This window comes from Mucilaginibacter flavidus, assembly GCF_024055575.1.
Taxonomy (GTDB): Bacteria; Bacteroidota; Bacteroidia; order Sphingobacteriales; family Sphingobacteriaceae; genus Mucilaginibacter; species Mucilaginibacter flavidus.
The window spans coordinates 18,449-37,911 of record NZ_JAMXOE010000010.1 but is presented as its reverse complement, the minus strand read 5'-3'; the positions used below and the strand labels follow the sequence as shown (position 1 = coordinate 37,911).

General features: G+C 44.1%; 7 protein-coding genes. 1 reads left to right on the top strand and 6 read right to left on the bottom strand.

Annotated elements, in window-relative coordinates; all coding sequences use genetic code 11:
• Positions 1-29: 29 nt before the first annotated feature.
• The 6 genes from NAF19_RS15695 to NAF19_RS15670 form a co-directional block, all read right to left on the bottom strand.
• Positions 30-1,364, bottom strand: a complete 1,335-nt coding sequence (locus NAF19_RS15695) for a vanadium-dependent haloperoxidase (RefSeq protein WP_252791018.1) — start codon at positions 1,362-1,364, stop codon at positions 30-32.
• Between the two features lie 4 nt (positions 1,365-1,368).
• Entirely contained in the window at positions 1,369-4,704 is a 3,336-nt protein-coding gene (locus NAF19_RS15690) for a VCBS repeat-containing protein (protein ID WP_252791017.1), read from the bottom strand.
• Between the two features lie 95 nt (positions 4,705-4,799).
• Entirely contained in the window at positions 4,800-6,644 is a 1,845-nt protein-coding gene (locus NAF19_RS15685) for a RagB/SusD family nutrient uptake outer membrane protein (protein WP_252791016.1), read from the bottom strand.
• Between the two features lie 10 nt (positions 6,645-6,654).
• Entirely contained in the window at positions 6,655-9,939 is a 3,285-nt protein-coding gene (locus NAF19_RS15680; protein ID WP_252791015.1) for a SusC/RagA family TonB-linked outer membrane protein, read from the bottom strand.
• 420 nt (positions 9,940-10,359) lie between these two features.
• Positions 10,360-14,514 carry a hybrid sensor histidine kinase/response regulator transcription factor gene (locus NAF19_RS15675; protein ID WP_252791014.1) on the bottom strand — a complete coding sequence of 1,385 codons (4,155 nt, stop codon included), beginning with the start codon at positions 14,512-14,514 and terminating at the stop codon, positions 10,360-10,362.
• 287 nt (positions 14,515-14,801) lie between these two features.
• Positions 14,802-17,183, bottom strand: coding sequence for an ABC transporter permease (locus NAF19_RS15670; protein ID WP_252791013.1), 2,382 nt, complete (start codon positions 17,181-17,183; stop codon positions 14,802-14,804).
• 224 nt (positions 17,184-17,407) lie between these two features.
• On the opposite strand from NAF19_RS15670, the gene NAF19_RS15665 reads away from it, so the two are divergent.
• Entirely contained in the window at positions 17,408-19,456 is a 2,049-nt protein-coding gene (locus NAF19_RS15665) for an alkaline phosphatase D family protein (protein WP_252791012.1), read from the top strand.
• Positions 19,457-19,463: the final 7 nt, after the last annotated feature.

Below are 19,463 nucleotides of genomic sequence, written 5' to 3'. Positions count from 1 at the left end.
TCAATGTGTGTGCCGCCGGAATCCCGGCTTTACAATGTTTTTGGGGGTGCGCCTGTTTTATCTACTATCCAGTTGCCAATTTTCACTCCCTGGGCAACGCCATTATCGATAGCGTCCATAAAGTGGATGCCCCCCCAAAACCTGGAGATGGCCGCCTCCTTTGCAGCCTGCATAAAGGAGCTGAAATGCCGGGGTGGAACGCCATAGCTTACTTCTATGTTATCCGAATATTGGAAATTATCGCCAAAATAATGCGTCAGGATAACAGCGGATGTAGCAGAAACAATTGAATGGCCACTGATGTATTCGGGAAACGGCGGAGTTTGCAGTAATGGTTTCCAGTTTATGTCGATATACCTGCGGATGGCGGTTTCAGGCCGGATCCGGTTAGTGCGGTATTTATCTTCCCAGCAGGATATAAAAGCATCAAGCAGGCCTGCCGCAACTACGGTATGGATTTCCATAGCTTTTGAGAAACTTGTTTTAGCCTGCGCGCATGCTATGCCGGTAATACCCAGCCAGTGCGCCCCTGGCGAGATCTTTTTCAATCCTATCAGCATGTGCCCGTTATCCTGTAAAGCGAACGGGTTGCAATCCCAAAAATTGGCAATATTCTTCTGTTCCGGGGTTAAATCGTTTGCACCTGCCTTATAATTCATCAGCAAAAATTTATAAAAAGCAGAATTTTTATCAGTGGAAAAAGGAATTGGCGGCCCGGGTAAAAACTGGGTTGACGAATTGATAAACAATGGTCTTACTGTATTAAAATATGGCTCAACTGCGGCCATATAGGCTGGCGGCGTAGGGTCCCAGGTACTGTCTGCGCGGGCAGGTGTGTAGCGCTTATAATTACTGATGCGGTTATATTTATCTTTTTTTGCGTAGGCCAGTATTTGCTTGCTTACAGCAGCAGCATAATGTCTTGAACTATCAATAACCTCGTCGGTAAAACCAATTTTCCTGCATGAGTCTAACAGGTCCTCCTCATATTTTATCATTAAGCTGCCTGTAGGCTGCATCTTACCTGCGGTTTCCATCATGGCTATCAACGCACTAAGCTGGTAATTGTAGCCTTTTGCAAAAGCAGGTTTTTTGATATCAGGATATTCGTTTAAAACGCCGTTCATGCTTCTTATGCTTTTGTCATTCTCTGCCACTACCTCGTAACCGGCAAGACAAGTGTATGCAAAAAAACGGGCAGCCAATGGCGGATTGGTTACGTCATGTACCATTCCGAGTGTTACCCTGTCTATTACTTTGGTGATATCCGCACTGGTTAATACAGGTTGTTTTTTTTTATTGCAACTATTAAATAACCCGCCAACTGTAAACAGGATTATTATTAAAAATGCTTTAAATCTCATTTGCTTAGTTTTCTTTGTAGGCTTTTACCCCAACCTGGTTAATCCCGAACAACAGGGTATTATTTACCTGCGTCACGCTCCTCACATCGCCCCATAGCTTAAATCCCGACTTTAACTGCGGAATATATTTAAAATGCCCTTTCCCATCGCCTTTTAGCAGCAGACCGTAGCTGGCATCGTATTTTCCGATCCGGAGCCTTGCCCGGTTTATATTGCCGCACAAAAGCAGGTCGGCATTGCCGTCGTGGTCATAATCTAAAGTCGTTATGGTATAAACCGGCGACGACTGTACCTCCAAAGGCAGTGCGGCAGCCTTTAACTTACCTTTTGAATCGCTCAAAAAACAAGTAGTGGAAAGATTATTTGCGTATAAATGGTTTGCGCCCTTTAATTCCACAGGGGTAAATATGTCTGTAAGTGTCGCATCTGCGTAACTCTTATAGTCCGGGAAACGATTACGCATGATGCTCATTTGGTCAAATAATTCATCGCGGGTTAAATAAGGGTAACTTTTGCCCTGGATATAAAAGCAAAAAATCGGGTCGACCGCGCCATTGTCGTCAAAGTCCTTATAATACATCTCCGCAGGTTCCGCATCCGAAACTTTACATTGTGTGTTAAGCCCAAGGTTGCCGGCAATAAAGTCCGGGTGTCCGTCGTGGTTAAAGTCCTCAACGAGTATCTTGTTCCAGAATCCGCTTTGCGGCTTATCGAAATAAGTGCTGGTGCTATTTACCAACTGGTTACCTGTATTAGTTAATACAGTAATAGGCATCCATTCACCAACTAAAACCAGGTCGGGCTTTTTATCACCGTTTATATCTACCCATACAGCATCGGTTACCATACCTATGTGCTGCAGTTGCGGGTTGTATTTATTTGTTTCGTCGCTAAAATGCCCCTTCCCGTCATTCAAAAGGATATAGCTTTGCGGTGCTTCCGGATACCTTCCCGGTACTACTCTTCCTCCCACAAATAAGTCGGGGTATCCATCGCCGTTGATGTCGGCAGCTGTTACACAGCTTTTGCTGCCCAACATTTTAGGCAGGCCATTTTTTTCTTTGGTGAAATTACCTTTCCCATCGTTAATATAAAGCCTGTCCTGCAACGCCGGGTCTCCGGGCACAATGTCGCCATAGCCACCCGAGGCAACATACAAATCAGGTTTACCATCGCCATTGGCATCAAAAAACAGCGCTGCTGCATCGTTGCATTTTTTATCAGCGTCAAATGCTGGTACAGATTTTAAAACGAATGTTTGATTTGCCTGTTGCAAGTATAAGGCTCCTGATTTACCATCTTCTCCGCCAACGTAAACATCCTCCAACCCATCACCGTTTACATCACCTTTAACAATGCACGGCCCCGAAAACGACATCGGGTTTATCATCAGCGGCTGCCGCTTAAAGTCGTTAATGATGTTTTTTTCTTGTTTGTTATTTACGGGGGATGCGATCTCGGTAAAAATGGACTTTTCAGGCTGGGGTTTTAGATATTTGCCTGCGGCATTTTTTTCATTAAGTACTAACTGCTGGTCGGCATTAATGTGCTGTATAAGCTGCGAATCTCCCGTTTGCCATATTATCCGCAACGAATCCACTTGTTTATCCTTGCCCAAGCCAAAATGCAGTACCGGCGACACGCTGGACTGAAATCCGCGGCTCGGCATTTGCTCAAGGTACTGCAACTTGTTTTTTATATAAATAGTGACCCTGGCCCCTATTCCCTGGGTGTTTTTACCGGCACCTTCCAATTTAAGCTGCAGGTAATGGTTGCCGGATTGTTTGTCGGATTCGTTTTGATAGATAAAAGCAGGCTGATTAATATTATTAACCACAAGGTCAAGGTCGCCATCGTTGTCCAGGTCGGCATAGGCAGCGCCGTTGCTGTTTGATGATTGGGTGATGCCCCACGCCGTGCTGGTATTGGTGAATGTCAGGTTCCCGTTATTTTTAAAAAAATAACTACTCACCTGCGACGACGGCATTTGCTGCACCAGGTTGTAAATATCCTTGCGCATCAACCTCCTGTCCTTCAAATAATCACCCATATATTTCATGAAATCCATGTTTGTAAAATCGCGGGTGTATCCGTTTGTTACAAAAAGGTCTTTCCAGCCATCGTTGTCATAATCGGCGAATAAAGGAGCCCAGCTCCAGTCGGTATTGGAGATACCCGACAACTGGCCAACCTCGCTAAAAGTGCCGTTTCCATTGTTGATTTGCAGCATATTACGCATATATTGGTAGTAGAAGCCCGTGCGAAGCGTCAAGTCGAATTTTTCGTAATTATCCGGCGCGAATAATAACTTTTGCCGGCGGTTCCCCTCGGGAAGCATGTCGAGCGTAAAAATATCGGGCAAGCCATCGTTGTTTATATCCGAAATATTATTCCCCATTGAGAACTGGGAAGTATGGCCCAACGACGATTGCAGCTTATTGGTGAAGGTGCCGTTCCCGTTGTTGATGTACATAAAATCGGGAATGGTATAATCATTTGATATGTAAATATCAGGAAGGCCATCGCCATTAATATCATCTATGGCGGCACCTAGCCCATAAGTGAGGTCAGAGCTGCTTATCCCTGCCTGTTCGGTTACATTTTTAAAAACTCCATTGTCATTCCTGTATAGCCTTACTCCATTAAACGAGTTCGATTTTTTTAAAGCTGCTACGGTATTAACCTCATCCAATACAGGTAATTGGGTGGGGCTATGATTGAGCAAAAACATATCGAGGTCGCCGTCAAGGTCATAATCAAAAAAAACTGCCTGCGTGCTGTAGCCTGCATCGGCCAGCCCATATTGGCGGGCTTCTTCGGTAAATTGTGGATTTCCCTCCTTGTCGTTACCCTGGTTAATAAACAGTTGGTTTTCGCGATGTTCTTCGCGCACATTTCCCGAGTAACAAACGTAAATATCCAATTTACCGTCGCCATTTATATCCACCATGGTTACGCCTGTCTTCCAGGGGCCAGGCCGGCCGGCCACACCAGCGGTGGCGGTTATGTCAGCAAACTGCATATGTCCTTTATTGATATAAAGTTTATTATCAGTCATATTGCCGGTAAAATATAGATCCTGCAGGCCGTCGCCGTTAAGGTCGCCAACGGCTACGCCGCCGCCATTATAAAAATATTCATACATCAGCACGTTGGTGTTCAGCCCTTCGGTTAATGTATTGCTAAAATCCACATGGGTTTGTTCAGGCGACAGCAGGGTGAAAAGAGGTTTGCCGTTTTCGGTGGCAGCATCACTATCGGCAGTTTTATGGGTACAACCGGTTACTATCACAATTCCGCTAAAAAGCAATTGAAAAAATGTTTTTCTGTAAATATTCACCAAATTTTTCGTTTAAGTAAGGGGTTAAAAGTAAAAGAATGCCGGTATTTTCTTCCCGGCATTCTTTAGATTAAATATACAGAATTTGTTTCTCTTTAATTAGTATAACCTGGGTTCTGAATTAACTTATTGTTTTTATTCATCTCATCCCTGTAAATAGGCGGGAAATAAACTTTGTCATTCCAGCTGCGGTTTTCCACTCCCGGGTCAAGTTCCTGTACCGTATAGGTATAATTGTAATTATCGGTATTGTACCTGTAAACGCTTACCGTTTTGCCAGCCTTTAGTGTACCCGTAATCTTCATTATTTTCGCTTTATTTCCAAGCGTTTGCGGTGCAATCATCCAGCGGCGGGCGTCGTAAAACCGTTGCTCTTCAAACATCATTTCCACGTTGCGTTCGTTCCGGTAGCGTTGCACCAGGGCATCCCCTGCATCGGTAATAGCCGGCATTCCCGAGCGGAAGCGGATCCTGTTGAGCCAGGTCTTCGCCTCGCCTTCCTGGCCTAAGGCCAGGCATGTTTCTATGTAATTAAACACAACCTCGGTGTATCTTATCATAGGCGATGGCACTTCCTGGCGTGTGTTATTATCAACAATAGCCGGGTTAGGGTCCATAAACTTCCTGATGGCATAACCGGTACGAGTGCCGTTCCAGTTTTCGATAGGCCCGTTTCTTGTGTCCAAACCAAAGTAAGTTACTGCGCTGCCTGCGCTGCCTGTTTGATAAGTGCCCATCTGTATCTCATTGTAAGGGTCAATACCAGCGCCGTCTGGTGTACGAGGTTTCCATGGGGCACCGTCATACAATACAGAAGCATAAAAGCGGGGATCCCTGTTTTGATAAGGAGCTGCAGCTTCTTCTGGTTTAGTCCAGTCAAACTTGGTACCATCCATCATCTCATAATCATCAACCATGTTTTGCGTCGGTTCGCTCGATGTCCAGCCGTGGTAACCGTTAGTACAGTTGTTACGGGCATACCATGCACCCCACTCGTCTTTGGCGTTAGCAAAATAACGGGCGAACAAAAGCTCAGCCTCGCCGCCATTTCTCGATAAATAGGAGTTTTGATAATTTGTAAAACCATTAGCGTCAGGAGCACTTAAATCAAGTTTAAAACCGTATTTACCTAAAGCCATAACCGCTTTTGCTGCGTCCTGTGCTTTTTGCCAGCGGGCGGCACGGTCACCGTCTACGTAGCCTAACAATTCAGGGTGCGCAAATTGAGAAATAAGGGTCGATTTTGCTTTTGCGGTTGGCATGTCGTGCAAATCGCTGGCGGCATATAATAACACCCTGGCCTTTAAAGCCAATGCTGCATCACTTGTGGCGCGCCCTTTATCCTGGGACTTACCTTGCAACAGGGTGCTGGCCTTGTCCAGGTCACCAACTATAAAATCAACACAATCCGAATAGCTGCTCCTGGCAATAGTAAAGTCAGTTGCGCTGGCCGAATAAGACGATTTCACAAGTGGAATCCCCCCGTAATAACGCAGTAATTGATTATAATAATATGCACGCATAAACAAAGCTTCGCCTGTTAACTTGTCGGCCAGTGATTTATCAATTGGAGACTTAGCCAATTGCTCTAAAGCAATGTTAGCCGACCGTATCCGGGCGTACATGTTTCCCCATTCGTACGTATGCGGTACGTTGCCAGTGTTAGCCGGGCTTATGTTCCCTTCGTTTATGTTCTCTTTTCCAAAATTGTAGAGCGCATTATCGGTCTGGCAATCGAGGTTTTCCTGGTTAAGTTCACCTTCATACAGACCATTGTACAACTCAGTTACAAAAGCCTGCGAAAGGTTGGGATCTGCCCAGGTGGTTGCCGACGATGCCTGGTTTAATGGCGTTGTATTCAAAAACTCCTTCTTACACGATGTAAGCAGTGCTCCCGATACAACGGTGATCATTGAGATACTTCTTAAAAATGTTTTCATATCGTTCAAATTAAAATTTTACACTTGCGCCCAAATTGATGACCCTTGACTGTAGGTAATAGTGCCCGTCTGAACTTGTTGATTCGGGGTCATATATATGCTGCTTTGCGAATGTTGCCAGGTTAAGCCCGTTTGCATAGAAGCGTAAATTACTCAAGCCAATTTTTCTGTTGATTGTGGATGGGATGGTGTAACCAAGCTCAACGTTTTTAAGCCTGATATAATTCATATTCAACAGCCAGTAGGTATTACCATTTGAGAAATATTGGTTATTCCGGTCGACGGTGCGGGGGTAAACTGTGCTTGGGTTATCAACCGTCCAACGATGGTCGTAACTGTACTGCGTGTAGTTACCAATAGTTCCTGACTCTGTTTGAAAATAAAGCTGTGCACCAGCTGCACCCTGGAATAAAACCGTTAAATCGAAGTTTTTATATTGTGCACCAATACTTAAACCTCCCTGGAAAGTAGGGGTGTTATTTTTATCATTCCTCACCTGGTCATCGCCGGTAATTTTACCGTCACCGTTTACGTCTTCGTAAATCATATCGCCGGGACGCAAGGTGCTTGCGCCAACGCCACTGTAGTCAATTTTATTGGCATCAATTTGAGCCTGTGTAGCAAATATACCTTTGTAAACATAATACAGGCTGCTTCCGATAGGGTGTCCGGTAGATTTTTGCCACGCAGGTGCTCCGGGAGCTTCATTCCACAGATCGATCCTGTTTTTAGCATAGCTGCCGGTAACTCCTACATTATATCGAAACTGGCCAACATTGTCATGATAGGTTAATTGAAACTCCCATCCCTTATTGGTTACCTTTGCATAATTTACAGGAGGTAGCAGGTTACCGGGTATGCCGGTGGCAGGAATGGTACCCGACTTAGGCCATAATATGGCGGTACGTTTATTTAAAAAAGCCTCCAGCACAAAATCAAGTTTTCCATTCAACGTGGTACCCTCTAATGCAACATCGCTGTTATTGGCAACTTCCCATGTAAAATTCGGATTTGGTGCTATGCCTTCGGCTAATGTTTGTACCGGCACGCCACCAATTATGTAAGAACCAATGTTATATAAGGAAAGGAACGCGTATTCATCCAACTGTCCGTTGGCAGGGTTAACCACATTGTCGTTCCCCAATTGGCCCCATGACCCGCGAAGCTTTAAGTTTTGGATAAACTTCACATTGTTTTTAAAGAAATTCTCCTCCGAAACTCTCCAGCCGGCTGATATGCCGGGGAAGAAGCCAAAGCGATGATTTTCGGGGAAGATGTATGAACCATCCACCCGCCATAAAAACTCGGCCAGGTATTTCTCTTTATAGTTATACCCAACCCTGCCGAAGTAACTTAAACGGGCCTTTTCCCAGGCTCCGCCGTAGTTGCCGATTTCTGCGTTACCGCCTGCAGATAATTGATCGATTGCTGTTGAGTTATAATACCTGCGGTTGGCGCCGAAATAGCTATCATTTGATTTTTCCTTGGTTACACCTGCCAGCACCACAATGTTATGGCTGCCAAAACTATGGGTATAACTTGCTATACCTTCCAGCATACTGCTAAACTGGTCATCAGAACCCTGGCTAAGATTTGCCTGGGCCGGACCGCGCGCTACCTTAGTCAGCACCGGGGTTTTGCCATCAGCTTCATAATGCACATTATCCCAGCTGTAAACAAACCATGGCTTTTGCCAGTTTTTAGTTTGCTGCATATATTTATCCAGGGCTACGTTTCCGGTAAATTTCAATCCAGCTACTCCTGGTACGGTGATCTCGATTTTGCCATTAGTCTGCACATAATAGCGTGTATCTTTCGCGTACCCGGTTTGATTGGTGGTGATCAGTACGGGTTGCTGGCCGTTTTCAATATCCGGTCCCGGTAACCCATTTGGCCAGTACGCCGGCTTGTTAGGATAGCCGCGCATCAGCATCCTGAATATATCGCCCGCACCACCACCGTCAGGGAAGGATCGGTTTTCCTGGCGACCTGATACGCCAAACGAAGTGCTTACATATTTATTTACCTTGGCATCAAGGTTCAAACGAAAATCATACTGCTTATAGCCGGTAGCTGAATTTTTATAATATCCGTCCTGGCTTTCATATCCAATAGAGGCTAAATACTTCACACTTTCCGAACCACCAGCTAACTGGATGTTTTGACGCGACTGGGGCGACCAGGTTTTTAAAGTGGCCTTAAACCAATCGGTATTAGGGTGTCCCCATGGATCAGATCCGTCGGCGAATTTTTTAAAGTCGGAAGGCTGGAATGACGCTGAAGACGTAGCACCATTATCGGGCCTGGTAAAGCTTCCGGTTGATTTAAATGCAGCAGATGCAGCACTCCAGTATTGCGATGGCAGGTTGTATAAGTCAATTTCATTCACCAAAGTAGCATACTCTGTTGAATTAGCCATTTTAGGAATAACAGTTGGCTGCGACCATCCGTGGTTGTAAGTATAAGAAATTTCCGGCTTACCCATTTTACCATGCTTAGTGGTAACCAGGATAACGCCGTTAGCTGCCCTGGAACCATAAATAGCTGCAGATGCGTCCTTTAAAACGGAGATACTTTCAACATCTGCCGGGTTTATACGGTCAATCGAGTTTTGGCCGGCAGGCGACGGAACCCCGTCAATTACCACCAATGGGTCGCTATTTCCCAGCGTATTAGTACCGCGGATGCGAATGGTTGAACCATCATAACCAGGTTCACCGCTCGAATTGGTGGCAGTAACGCCAGCCATACGCCCGGCAATTGAGTTGGAGAGGTTCGTTGCGGGTGACTTTATTAGTTCATCGCCCTTAACCGCTACTACTGCACCGGTAAGTGTGGCTTTCTTTTGTACACCGTAGCCTACAACCACAACTTCATTAAGGCCTTTTGCCGAAGCCTGTAATTTAATATCGAGTGTTGTTTGACCATTCACCGGCACCTCCAATGTGCTATAACCGATGTAAGATACCACTAAAGTTGCATTATCAGGTGCGGTAAGTGCGAAATTACCGTTTACGTCGGTAAGCGTCCCGGTATTGGTGTTCTTGATTTTTACCGAAACACCGATGAGGGTTTCGCCAGTGGCCTGGTCGGTTACTTTTCCTTTAATGTTAATTGGTGCGGCAATAGTGTTATTATAACCAGACGCCCTTTTTTCAGGCATCAATAATTTAGTTTTACTGCTCACAGCTGCATTCGCAATATCGGTAAGCAGCAGAAATACCAGCAGGAAAGCTGATATCACCTTTGAGCGCTTCGATAAAATGCGTGTTTGTTTAGATAAAAAATGTTGCATAGTTGATTTTTAAGATGAGAAATTGACAGGTTCTAATTAGCGGCAATTGAATAATCGCCATACAATCACTTTTAGGGTTAAGGGCATTTTTTTTCTTCCATTTTGTTGTTTTTTTAGGTTAATAATAATTGGGTTTATGAATCGCATATTGGTATTTGCTTTTCTTTTGGCCTATAACCGTATAAAATACATTTATAGTTAAACCGCCTATTTTACCAGCCTGGTTTATTCCTCCGGGTGGTATAAATGCTTATTAAATTAATTAATGTAAAAGATACAGGTATTATTGGCAACGCTAATCTGGTGATAATAGCGAACTAAAAAGGGGGGGTAAATCGTAATTATAGGGGGGCTATTTAATAAAATGCGCTAGATAAACTACTTTTTGAATAAAATAATCCGGAAAAGCTGATTTTAATTCTAAAGTTTTGTAACAAAACGTTTACCTGCCGGGTTGAATTGCCCCCGGTGTTTCTTTATATATTCTGAAGGATTAATACCAAACAGCTTGCTGAATTGCTCCCTGAAATATTTGGCATTGTTGATACCAACTTTATAAGCAGCTTCAGCTACGGTAACGTCAGAATTTAACATCAGTTCGGCAGCCTTGCGCAACCGGATATACCTGATAAACTCATTTGCCGACCTACCTGATATAGCTTTGATTTTTTTGTAAAGATTAGAATGGCTCATGCCTATTTCATCAGACAGGTTTTTAATACTGAATTGCTCGTCTTCCAGGTGGTTTTCAACAATCGCTATACATCTTTCCAAAAACTCCTTGTATTCCGCAGGTATCTTGTGACCATTTGACTTTAGCGTAATAGCATTATAAAAATATTTATGCAGGTTTTCATGGCTTTTTATCAGCCCGTTAACCCTCGCCACCAGCACATCCTTTTCAAACGGCTTTGTTATGTAGTCGTCAGCGCCGCATTCTATCCCCTTTAGCTTTATTTCGGGTAGTGCATTTGCAGTTAATAAAATAAAGGGAATGTGGCTTAAAGCCGAATCTTCTTTTACACGGCTGCAAAGTTCAATTCCGCTAAAGCCATTCATCATTACATCGCTTATTACTAAACTTGGCATAAGCTCACAAATCATATTATAGCCGTCTCTTGCATTATCTGCCTCAAAAACGTGGTATTCGTAACTGAATATCTGCACAATGTATTGCCTAACCTCGGGGTTATCTTCAATTATAAGCAATACCTTTTTCGAGCTTACCAATGCATTATAAGCATCTGCCGGTACCTGGTTTAGGTATTCGCTTTCTGTTACCAACCCCTCGTCATCCATCAGCTCGTCGAGGAAGATAGAGGGTTCAGTCGTATCTTCAAAAATTAAATTGTCTCCAAAATGTTTCTTGCCTTTTAAAAGGGTAACGCTGAAGGTGCTGCCGTTAGCTTCCTCGCTTTCATAACCTATGCGGCCCTGGTGATTGTCGATAAATGTTTTCACGAGATAAAGGCCAATTCCAAACCCGCCGCCGTGCGACTGGCTGATGTTTTGAATCTGGAAGAACCTGTCAAAAAGCTTCTCACCTATTTCCTTACTTATGCCATATCCCGAATCCTTTATCCGGATAGTTACACTGTCGCTATCCTCAATAATCCCACAGCTTATTTTACCGTTATCCGGGGTGAATTTTATGGCATTCGAGATTAGATTAAAAATCACGATTTCAATTTTTCCCCGATCAGCATATACTTCAATTACTGCATTGTCGCTATTAAACCCGATTTGCAGATTTTTTGTTTTTACCTGGTAATCAAAGTATAAGATTACTTCTTTACATAACTCAACAATATTAAGCTTTACTATGGTCAGCTTATCTCCGCCGCTGTCTGCTTTCCTAAAAAGTAGCAATTGGTCGGTAAGGCTTAACAAACGTTTTGCATTACGGTAAACTACTTTCAATGCGTTTGTATCGCCGGGACTATTTTCCTTATCTGCAAGCAATTGCTTTAGCGGATTTATAATTAAAGTAAGCGGCGTGCGGTATTCGTGCGAGATGTTTGTGAAAAATGAAAGCTTTTTCTCATTTAGTTCTTTTTCCTGTTCGGCTGTTATCTTTGCCAGCCTGATGTCGTACTTTAGCTTCGACTGGTTATTTTTATAGCGCAGGTAATAATAAACCATCGCTATGGCAAATAACACATAAAATAACCATGCATACCATGTTTTGTACCATGGCGGTAAAATGCGAATGTTTATTGCAGCATAATCATCAAACCAAACACCGTCCTGGTTGGATGCTTTAACCTTAAACACATAAGTGCCGGGTTCCAGGTAACGATAGGTGGCCGACTTTTGCGTTTTCACGTAATTCCAATTCTTATCTAACCCTACCAAACGGTATGCAAATTCACTTTTGTCTGAATATGGGTAGTTTAACGCTACATATTGAACAGAGAATACTGATTGATCGGGTTTTAAAACAATTTCATCTGCCTTGTTAATCGTCTTGCTTAAAATGTGGTCTTTTTCGCCAACCTCTACATCTTTGTTAAATAATTGCAGGCCGGTTATCAGCACCTTTGGCTTAAAATTGCTTCTTTTTACATCATCCGGAAAGAAAATATTGTAGCCCTCGGTACCACCAAAGCAAATAAAGTTATCCCAGGCGCTATACATAGACGAACCTGGGCTAAAATGCCCTGCCTGCAAACCGTTGGAAACATCATAATTTAAAATGCTGCCCATTTTATTTTCAATTTTCGACAGCCCCTTATTAGTGCTTACCCATATATTGCCCTTGCTGTCCCGCTGTATAGCGTTTATGGTATTATTTGCCAGCCCATCACTTTCCATAAACCGTTTTATGCTTTTGCTTTCTAAATCATAAATAATAAGGCCGTTGCTTTCCGTTCCTATCATCAATTTACTGCCGAAGCATTTAAGTGAATAAATAACCTTGCTTGGCAAAAATTCTGCTAACTGGCTACTACTGAAGCAAGCGGAAAATTTATGTTGCTGTTTATCAAAACAAAGCAAGCCATTGCCATAAGTGCCTATGTATATTTTTCCGGTATTGTCCTCGCAAATTACCCTGATATCGTTGCCGGGTAAAGTGTTGTTGGCAGTAGAATAGTTAATAAATTTTTTGCCGTTTTTTGGCAGCACACTTATGCCTCCTTTATTTGTACCCAGCCAAATGTTGTTGTCCAAATCTTCAAAAATAGTTCTTACATCATTCCTGCACAAGCTCGATGGGTCACTGGCGTTATGCATCCAGTTGGTAAAATTGCCGGTCTTTTTATCGTACTTAAATAAACCGTGCGCGTACGAGCCGAACCATAAATCATTGTTGCGTGACTTGTATGCGGCTAAAATAGCCACGTTCTTTAGTGGCGCACCCGGAACATCAGCAAAATAATGCTGAATAACCTCGCCATTAAGTTTCTTTTTGTATATCCCGTCTCCATCGGTGCCAAGCCACAAATAGCCTTCATCGTCCATACACATGCCATAGTACCGTAAATAGCCCGTGCTATTGGCGTCCCGCAATTTATTCTGAAACTTCTTGAATATACCCGGCACATTACCTAATAAATATACACCGTCGCCATAAGTGCCGGCCCATACGTTTTTATCCTTATCCATGTAAAGCCTGAATACGGTACGTTCAGTTACGGTAAAATTGTCGTCGGTTTTTACCGGCTGGATGGATACGTTTTCAAAATCCGTCAGGTTTGCTTTTTGCAGGTCGAGCCGGTAAAGGCCTCCATCCTGCAGGCCGATAAGCAAATTATGGCTATTATCCTGGAGCAGGGATGAAAAATTGTTACTGCGCATTTGGTAACGAGGGCCTTCAAATACCAATATTTTGTTTTGAGCTCTTCTATAAACTGCAAGGCCCTTATTTGTTGCTATCCAAATGTTCGAATATTCATCTTCAGTAATTGCATTCACCCGCCCAGCCGGAACCTGGTTTAATGGCATTTGGCTGTTCAGACTTTTTTTAACTTGTCCATCTGCCGTATTAAAAACAGACGTGGTCGTCTCGGCGCCAACCCACAATAATCCCTTCGAATCCTGGTACACATAGGTAGATGAATTAAGTATTGCCGGCTCAATATTTTTGAGATTAAAATTTTTAAAACTGCCGGTCGTTTTATTGTACGAAAAGACACCCTTGGTGTAAGTTGAAAACCATACTGTATTTTTCACGGCAGTAATGCTGGTCAAATCGTTTACCTGTATGTTTGCCGCCTGTTTAAACTTTACATACTTTTCGGTATTGGTGTCAAACTGGTAAATACCCTGCCGCGTAGATAGCCAGATGTCGCCCTCTACATCCTTATAAAGGAAATCTAAATAATTACTGGGTAAACTGTTAGGGTTAGACGCATTATGCTTAAAAACCTTGAAATTTATGCCATCAAACCTGTTCAGCCCATCCTCGGTAGCAAACCATATGAAACCATTGTCATCCTGTACAATACCTGTTACGAAACCGTAGGAAAGGCCATCTTTAGAGGAGTATTTTAAAATCTTCCTGTTATATGATTGCTGGGCATACGCAATTGTCTCACAAATTATACAAAGTATAATTAAGCAGGCCTTTCTCATAAATTAGTTAATTGGTAAAACAGCGCTGTCTTTAACAACACTTTAACCAAAACTAATAATTAAATTATTTTAACATCCAGAAACTATTAAAAATTTTAGAATTGATATTAAATAAGGGTGATTTTTTATGAAAAATAAGCAAGCATGATCCTAATAATTCGGATTGGCCAGGGGATAAGGGGATAAGGCCGACGGGGCCGTTGGAAAGGTCATCTATCACAATTAGTCATGATTTTAATAAAAGGCTTCCTTTAAGGGACAATAAAAAAGCCGGCATACATAGCTTGTTATTCTGTCTTCAAACTTTTTATCGGGTTTGCCAATGCGGCTTTTATGGCCTGGAAGCTTACCGTTATTAACGTGATGAGTATAGCGCCAATAGCTGTAACGATAAATATCCACCAGGCGACATCGGTGTGATACTGATAGTTACGCAGCCAGTTGTGCATAAAATAATAAGCCACAGGCGAGGCTATAATTATTGACAAAAACACCAGTATGGCAAAGTCTTTCGATAGCAATTGCCACAGGGCGAACACTGATGCGCCAAGCACCTTGCGTACACCTATTTCTTTAACGCGCTGTTCGGCCATGAATGATGCCATACCAAACAAACCGAGACAGCTGATAAATATTGCCAGCCCGGCGAAAACAGTAGCCAGCTTACCCAGGCGTTCCTCATCACCGAATTCTTTAGCATATTCCTGGTCAACGAAGTGATATTCAAATGGCTGTTCCGGGTTTTCGGTTTTTAAAACAGCAGCGATGTTGTGAATAGCTTTACCGGCGCTCATTTTCGGACTTATCTTTAGCAGTAAACAACCTCCCGCCCATTTCGCTAAAAAATAAACCATAGGTTGCACCTGTTCATAAGGTGATCGGTTAATGATGTTGTTAGCTACGCCTATGATCTTAAACTTCTGGCCATAAAAGGTTATGTAGTTTTCTGTCGGTTTCTTCATGGTCATAAAATCAGCTGCCGCCTGGTTGATGATCACCGCTGATGAATCGGAAGGGAATGACGGTGAGAAATCGCGGCCTGCGCTAAATTCCCAACCAATGGTTTTGCCATAATCGTATGAAATATCCTCCTGTCCGAAATTGCCATCCAGGTTAGGGTCTTCTCCAGGCCATCCGATGCCGCCAGTAGTACCAGCACGCTTGTTAGGTGGAGCATCTGCTTCGGCCATTTCAGTTATCGTACCGTTACTTGCAAGGGCCTGTTTTATCGCCTCAAAATGTTGGTGGAGTTCAATAGTCCGGACGGGTATTGCAACCAATCTGTCCTGGCTGTAGCCTACAGGGCGGTCTTTTGCGTAAAGGATCTGCCGGATAACTACAATGGTACCGATGATCAGGACAATAGAAACTGTAAACTGAAGTACCACCAGCACTTTACGCGGTGCCGAAGCCAGCCGCCCGACGCGGAACACGCCCTTCAATACTTTTACGGGCTTAAATGACGACAGGTAGAGTGCCGGGTAACTGCCGGTGATAATAGCGGTGATAAAGCTTAGACCAATTCCGGCGAGCCAAAACGCAGGGCTGTTCCACGGAATAACTATATGTTTACCGGCCAGTTGATCGAAGGCTGAAAGACTTAATGCTACTAATAGTATTGAGACCAAAAAAGCCAGCAATACGCAAAGTAACGATTCACCGTAAAACTGGTATATCAATTGGCTGCGGGATGAACCAACTGCCTTGCGAATACCTACTTCGCGAGCGCGTTTCTCAGACCGGGCTGTGCTTAAGTTCATGAAGTTAATACAGGCCAGCAGCAGTACAAACACCCCTACAATACCAAACAGCCACACATATTGTATTTTGCCACCGATATTTTTTCCGTCCTTAAACTGGCTGTACAAATGCCATTTACTCATCGGCTGCAGAAACAGCGCCGGTTTCGCTTTAGCTGAAACCGGTTTTAAATGCCGCAGCTGTTCATCCCTGATTTTTAAAGATACTTTCCCGAGGTCGGCATGGTCATTCAATTGAACATATAAATTAACTTTGCCTGGCCCCCATGGCTCGCGCATTTCGCTCAGTCTATAATCTGTATAATAACGGTCCCAGCAACCAATAAAAGCCATACCGGCAAGCGTGGTATTTTCAGGCAGATCTGCATAAACGCCTTCCACTTTCAGGTTCTCCAGGTTGTTCAACTTCAGTACTTTTCCCATCGGGTCCTCATTCCCGAAAAGCGCCTCAGCTGTCGACGCCGATATGAGCACTGACGTTGGGTCCTTTATGGCATCGCGCCTGCCCCGGAGCATATTTAGTGTGAACAGGTCCGGTCCGCCGCTTTCCATAAAGACCCCTCGCTCAGTTAGTTTTTTGTCGCTTGATCCCAGTATATAATCTCTCGGGAGCGTCGACATTGCTACAGATTTAAAATCACTGCCGTAGTTTTTGCGCAGCGCGGCTGCCAGGGGATAGGGCACCTGGAACGAGGTTTTCACTTCGCCATTATTGGTCACATTTTGTGCCACCTCCGCTATATGATGATAATTATCGTGATACTTATCAAATGATACTTCATCCAAAACCCACAAACTGATCAGCATTACTACTGCCATACCCACTGCAAGACCACCTATATTAATCAGCGACAATGCCTTGTTCTTAATAAGGTTGCGCCAGGCAATTGTTAAATAATTTTTGATCATAGGATTTCGGAATTGACTAATATAACTAATTTGTTAAACTCTTCTTTACACAGTTCCTGAAACTAAGCATGGGGATATAAATTTACCTTTAATACAACGCTTTCCGCCCGGTTAAGCGTCCAAAACCTAAAATTAAGTGATTTACGCCTATCGTGAATTAATAAGTAAGTTTATATTGTGCATGCTGTAAATCCCGGATAAGAAAATTATAGCATAGAAATCTAATGAATTTAACCCGCCGTAAATTCTTACAATCCCTGTCCATTGGCGTCGTGCTAACAACAAAAAAAGGTTGGGCAAACAAATTGCCCGCTAAAGCAATTGAGCGCAGGGACCTTTTTCCACAAGGTGTAGCATCAGGCGACCCAACAGCTGACACAGTCATCTTGTGGACCAGGCGACCACCGGTAAACGGAAATTTCGCCAGCAAGCTGATCGTTGAAATATCGGCCAGCCCGCAATTCAATAAAATCATGGCAGGCGGTACTGCAAATATTAGTGCTGATTCAGATTGGACATGCCGTTTCATGGCTACAGATCTCAAACCCGATCGCGAGTACTGGTACCGCTTCATTGATGATCATGGTTTCGCAAGCCGGATAGGCCGCACCATTACAGCGCCCGGCGATGATTCGGATACCCCTGTTCGTTTTACCTTTGTATGTTGTCAATGCCCTAACGAAGCTGCCATGAACGCTTACCGGAAGATGATCTTTGAAGATGAGGCGCGTCCGAAAGAGCAACGACTTAATTTTGTGTTGCACCTGGGCGATTTTATTTACGAGGTAACCTGGTATGCCGAAGATAATCCGAACGGAAACCGTGGCCGTCGCATCAGGAACCTGTATAAGTTTCCGCAAGGCCGAAAGGTTAGCAATTTTCATCTCCCTGCTACCCTGGAAGATTATCGTACACTCTACCGCGCCTATCTCGAGGATCCCGACTTACAGGACGCCCGCGCCCGCTGGCCATTTGTATGTATTTGGGATAATCACGAATTTGCCTGGGCAGGATACCAGAGCCAGTATGTGGCAGGTGGCGGCTACAGCGCCCCTGCACAAAACCAAAAAATCTCGGCCAACCAGGCCTGGTGGGAGTTCATGCCGGCAATGGTTAAACAGCCCGGTAACCCAAAACTGGAACATTTTAATGCTCCCGCAGTGGTGGATACACCCATGGAAAAGTTCAACGAAGAAGGACTCTCAGAAGAGCCTAATAACCTGAAGGCGATCCACAGCCTGAAGATACAACGTGTATTGCGTTGGGGCAGGAATGTAGACCTACTGCTGACCGATAACTGGTCATTCCGCTCTCCTGATATGTCGACTGATGATTTTAATGTGCCGGAATACCTAAGGGTAGACGCGCAGATACCTTTTGAAATAATGAATTATGGCCGTCATTACAATGGGGATAACCCACCGGAAACCATACAATTCAATGGCAAAGCTATCCCTAATCCTACAAAAAATGTCCATGCCCAAACTTACCTCGGCAGCGAACAGAGAAACTGGTTTTTAGAACAACTCGGAGCGTCTAATGCGCGCTGGAAAATATGGGGACACGGTTTTGGCACCATGGAAGTACGCAGCGATTATCAAAATTTACCCGGCGAATTGGGCGCCAAGTGGCCTAAAGATGTAGGATATGCCGTAATAGATAACCGGTTCCTTCGTGACAAAGACATCATATTTGATTTTATAAAAGACCATAAAGTCACAGGTTTTTGTGTTGTTGGGGGCGATCGCCATGCGTTTCATGCCGGCTTAGCCTCTAAAGAGCTGCCGCCGAAGAAATACGAACCACTGGGCGTGGAATTCATTACCGGTTCCGTATCGCAGCAGACGCTCTTCGAAGTATTGGAAGTAACCATGGCCAAAAACCATCCGAAACGCGTACTGCACCTGATCGATCAGCCGGATGGCACCGTGATCCCTTCTATGAACGTTACCGCTTTGCATGGGGTGCTGTCGACACTAAAGTTAAAAGAGACCGGGGATATGGAGCAAGCCCGTGCAGTGCGCAACCCGGACGTGGCGCCGCATCTGTCATTGCTCGATTTCGGTGGCCATGGTTATGTAATGATGACTGCCACTGCCGAGCAACTTTCGGCGGAGTTTGTATGCATCCCGCGTCCCTTGGAACCCAGCGGGCGTCCTGATGGTGGCCCTTTGACCTATCGTGTCGTGCATCGCACAAATTTGTGGAAGGCAGGAGAGGCGCCGAGGCTTGAACAGGAGGTACTTGAAGGGGATCCGCGGTATTGTATTTGAGGGATTG

Coding starts and splice junctions, on each gene's coding strand:
- NAF19_RS15695 (WP_252791018.1), bottom strand. CDS start 1,364: ATGAGATTTAAAGCATTTTTAATAATAATCCTGTTTACAGTTGGCGGG.
- NAF19_RS15685 (WP_252791016.1), bottom strand. CDS start 6,644: ATGAAAACATTTTTAAGAAGTATCTCAATGATCACCGTTGTATCGGGA.
- NAF19_RS15680 (WP_252791015.1), bottom strand. CDS start 9,939: ATGCAACATTTTTTATCTAAACAAACACGCATTTTATCGAAGCGCTCA.
- NAF19_RS15675 (WP_252791014.1), bottom strand. CDS start 14,514: ATGAGAAAGGCCTGCTTAATTATACTTTGTATAATTTGTGAGACAATT.
- NAF19_RS15670 (WP_252791013.1), bottom strand. CDS start 17,183: ATGATCAAAAATTATTTAACAATTGCCTGGCGCAACCTTATTAAGAAC.
- NAF19_RS15665 (WP_252791012.1), top strand. CDS start 17,408: ATGAATTTAACCCGCCGTAAATTCTTACAATCCCTGTCCATTGGCGTC.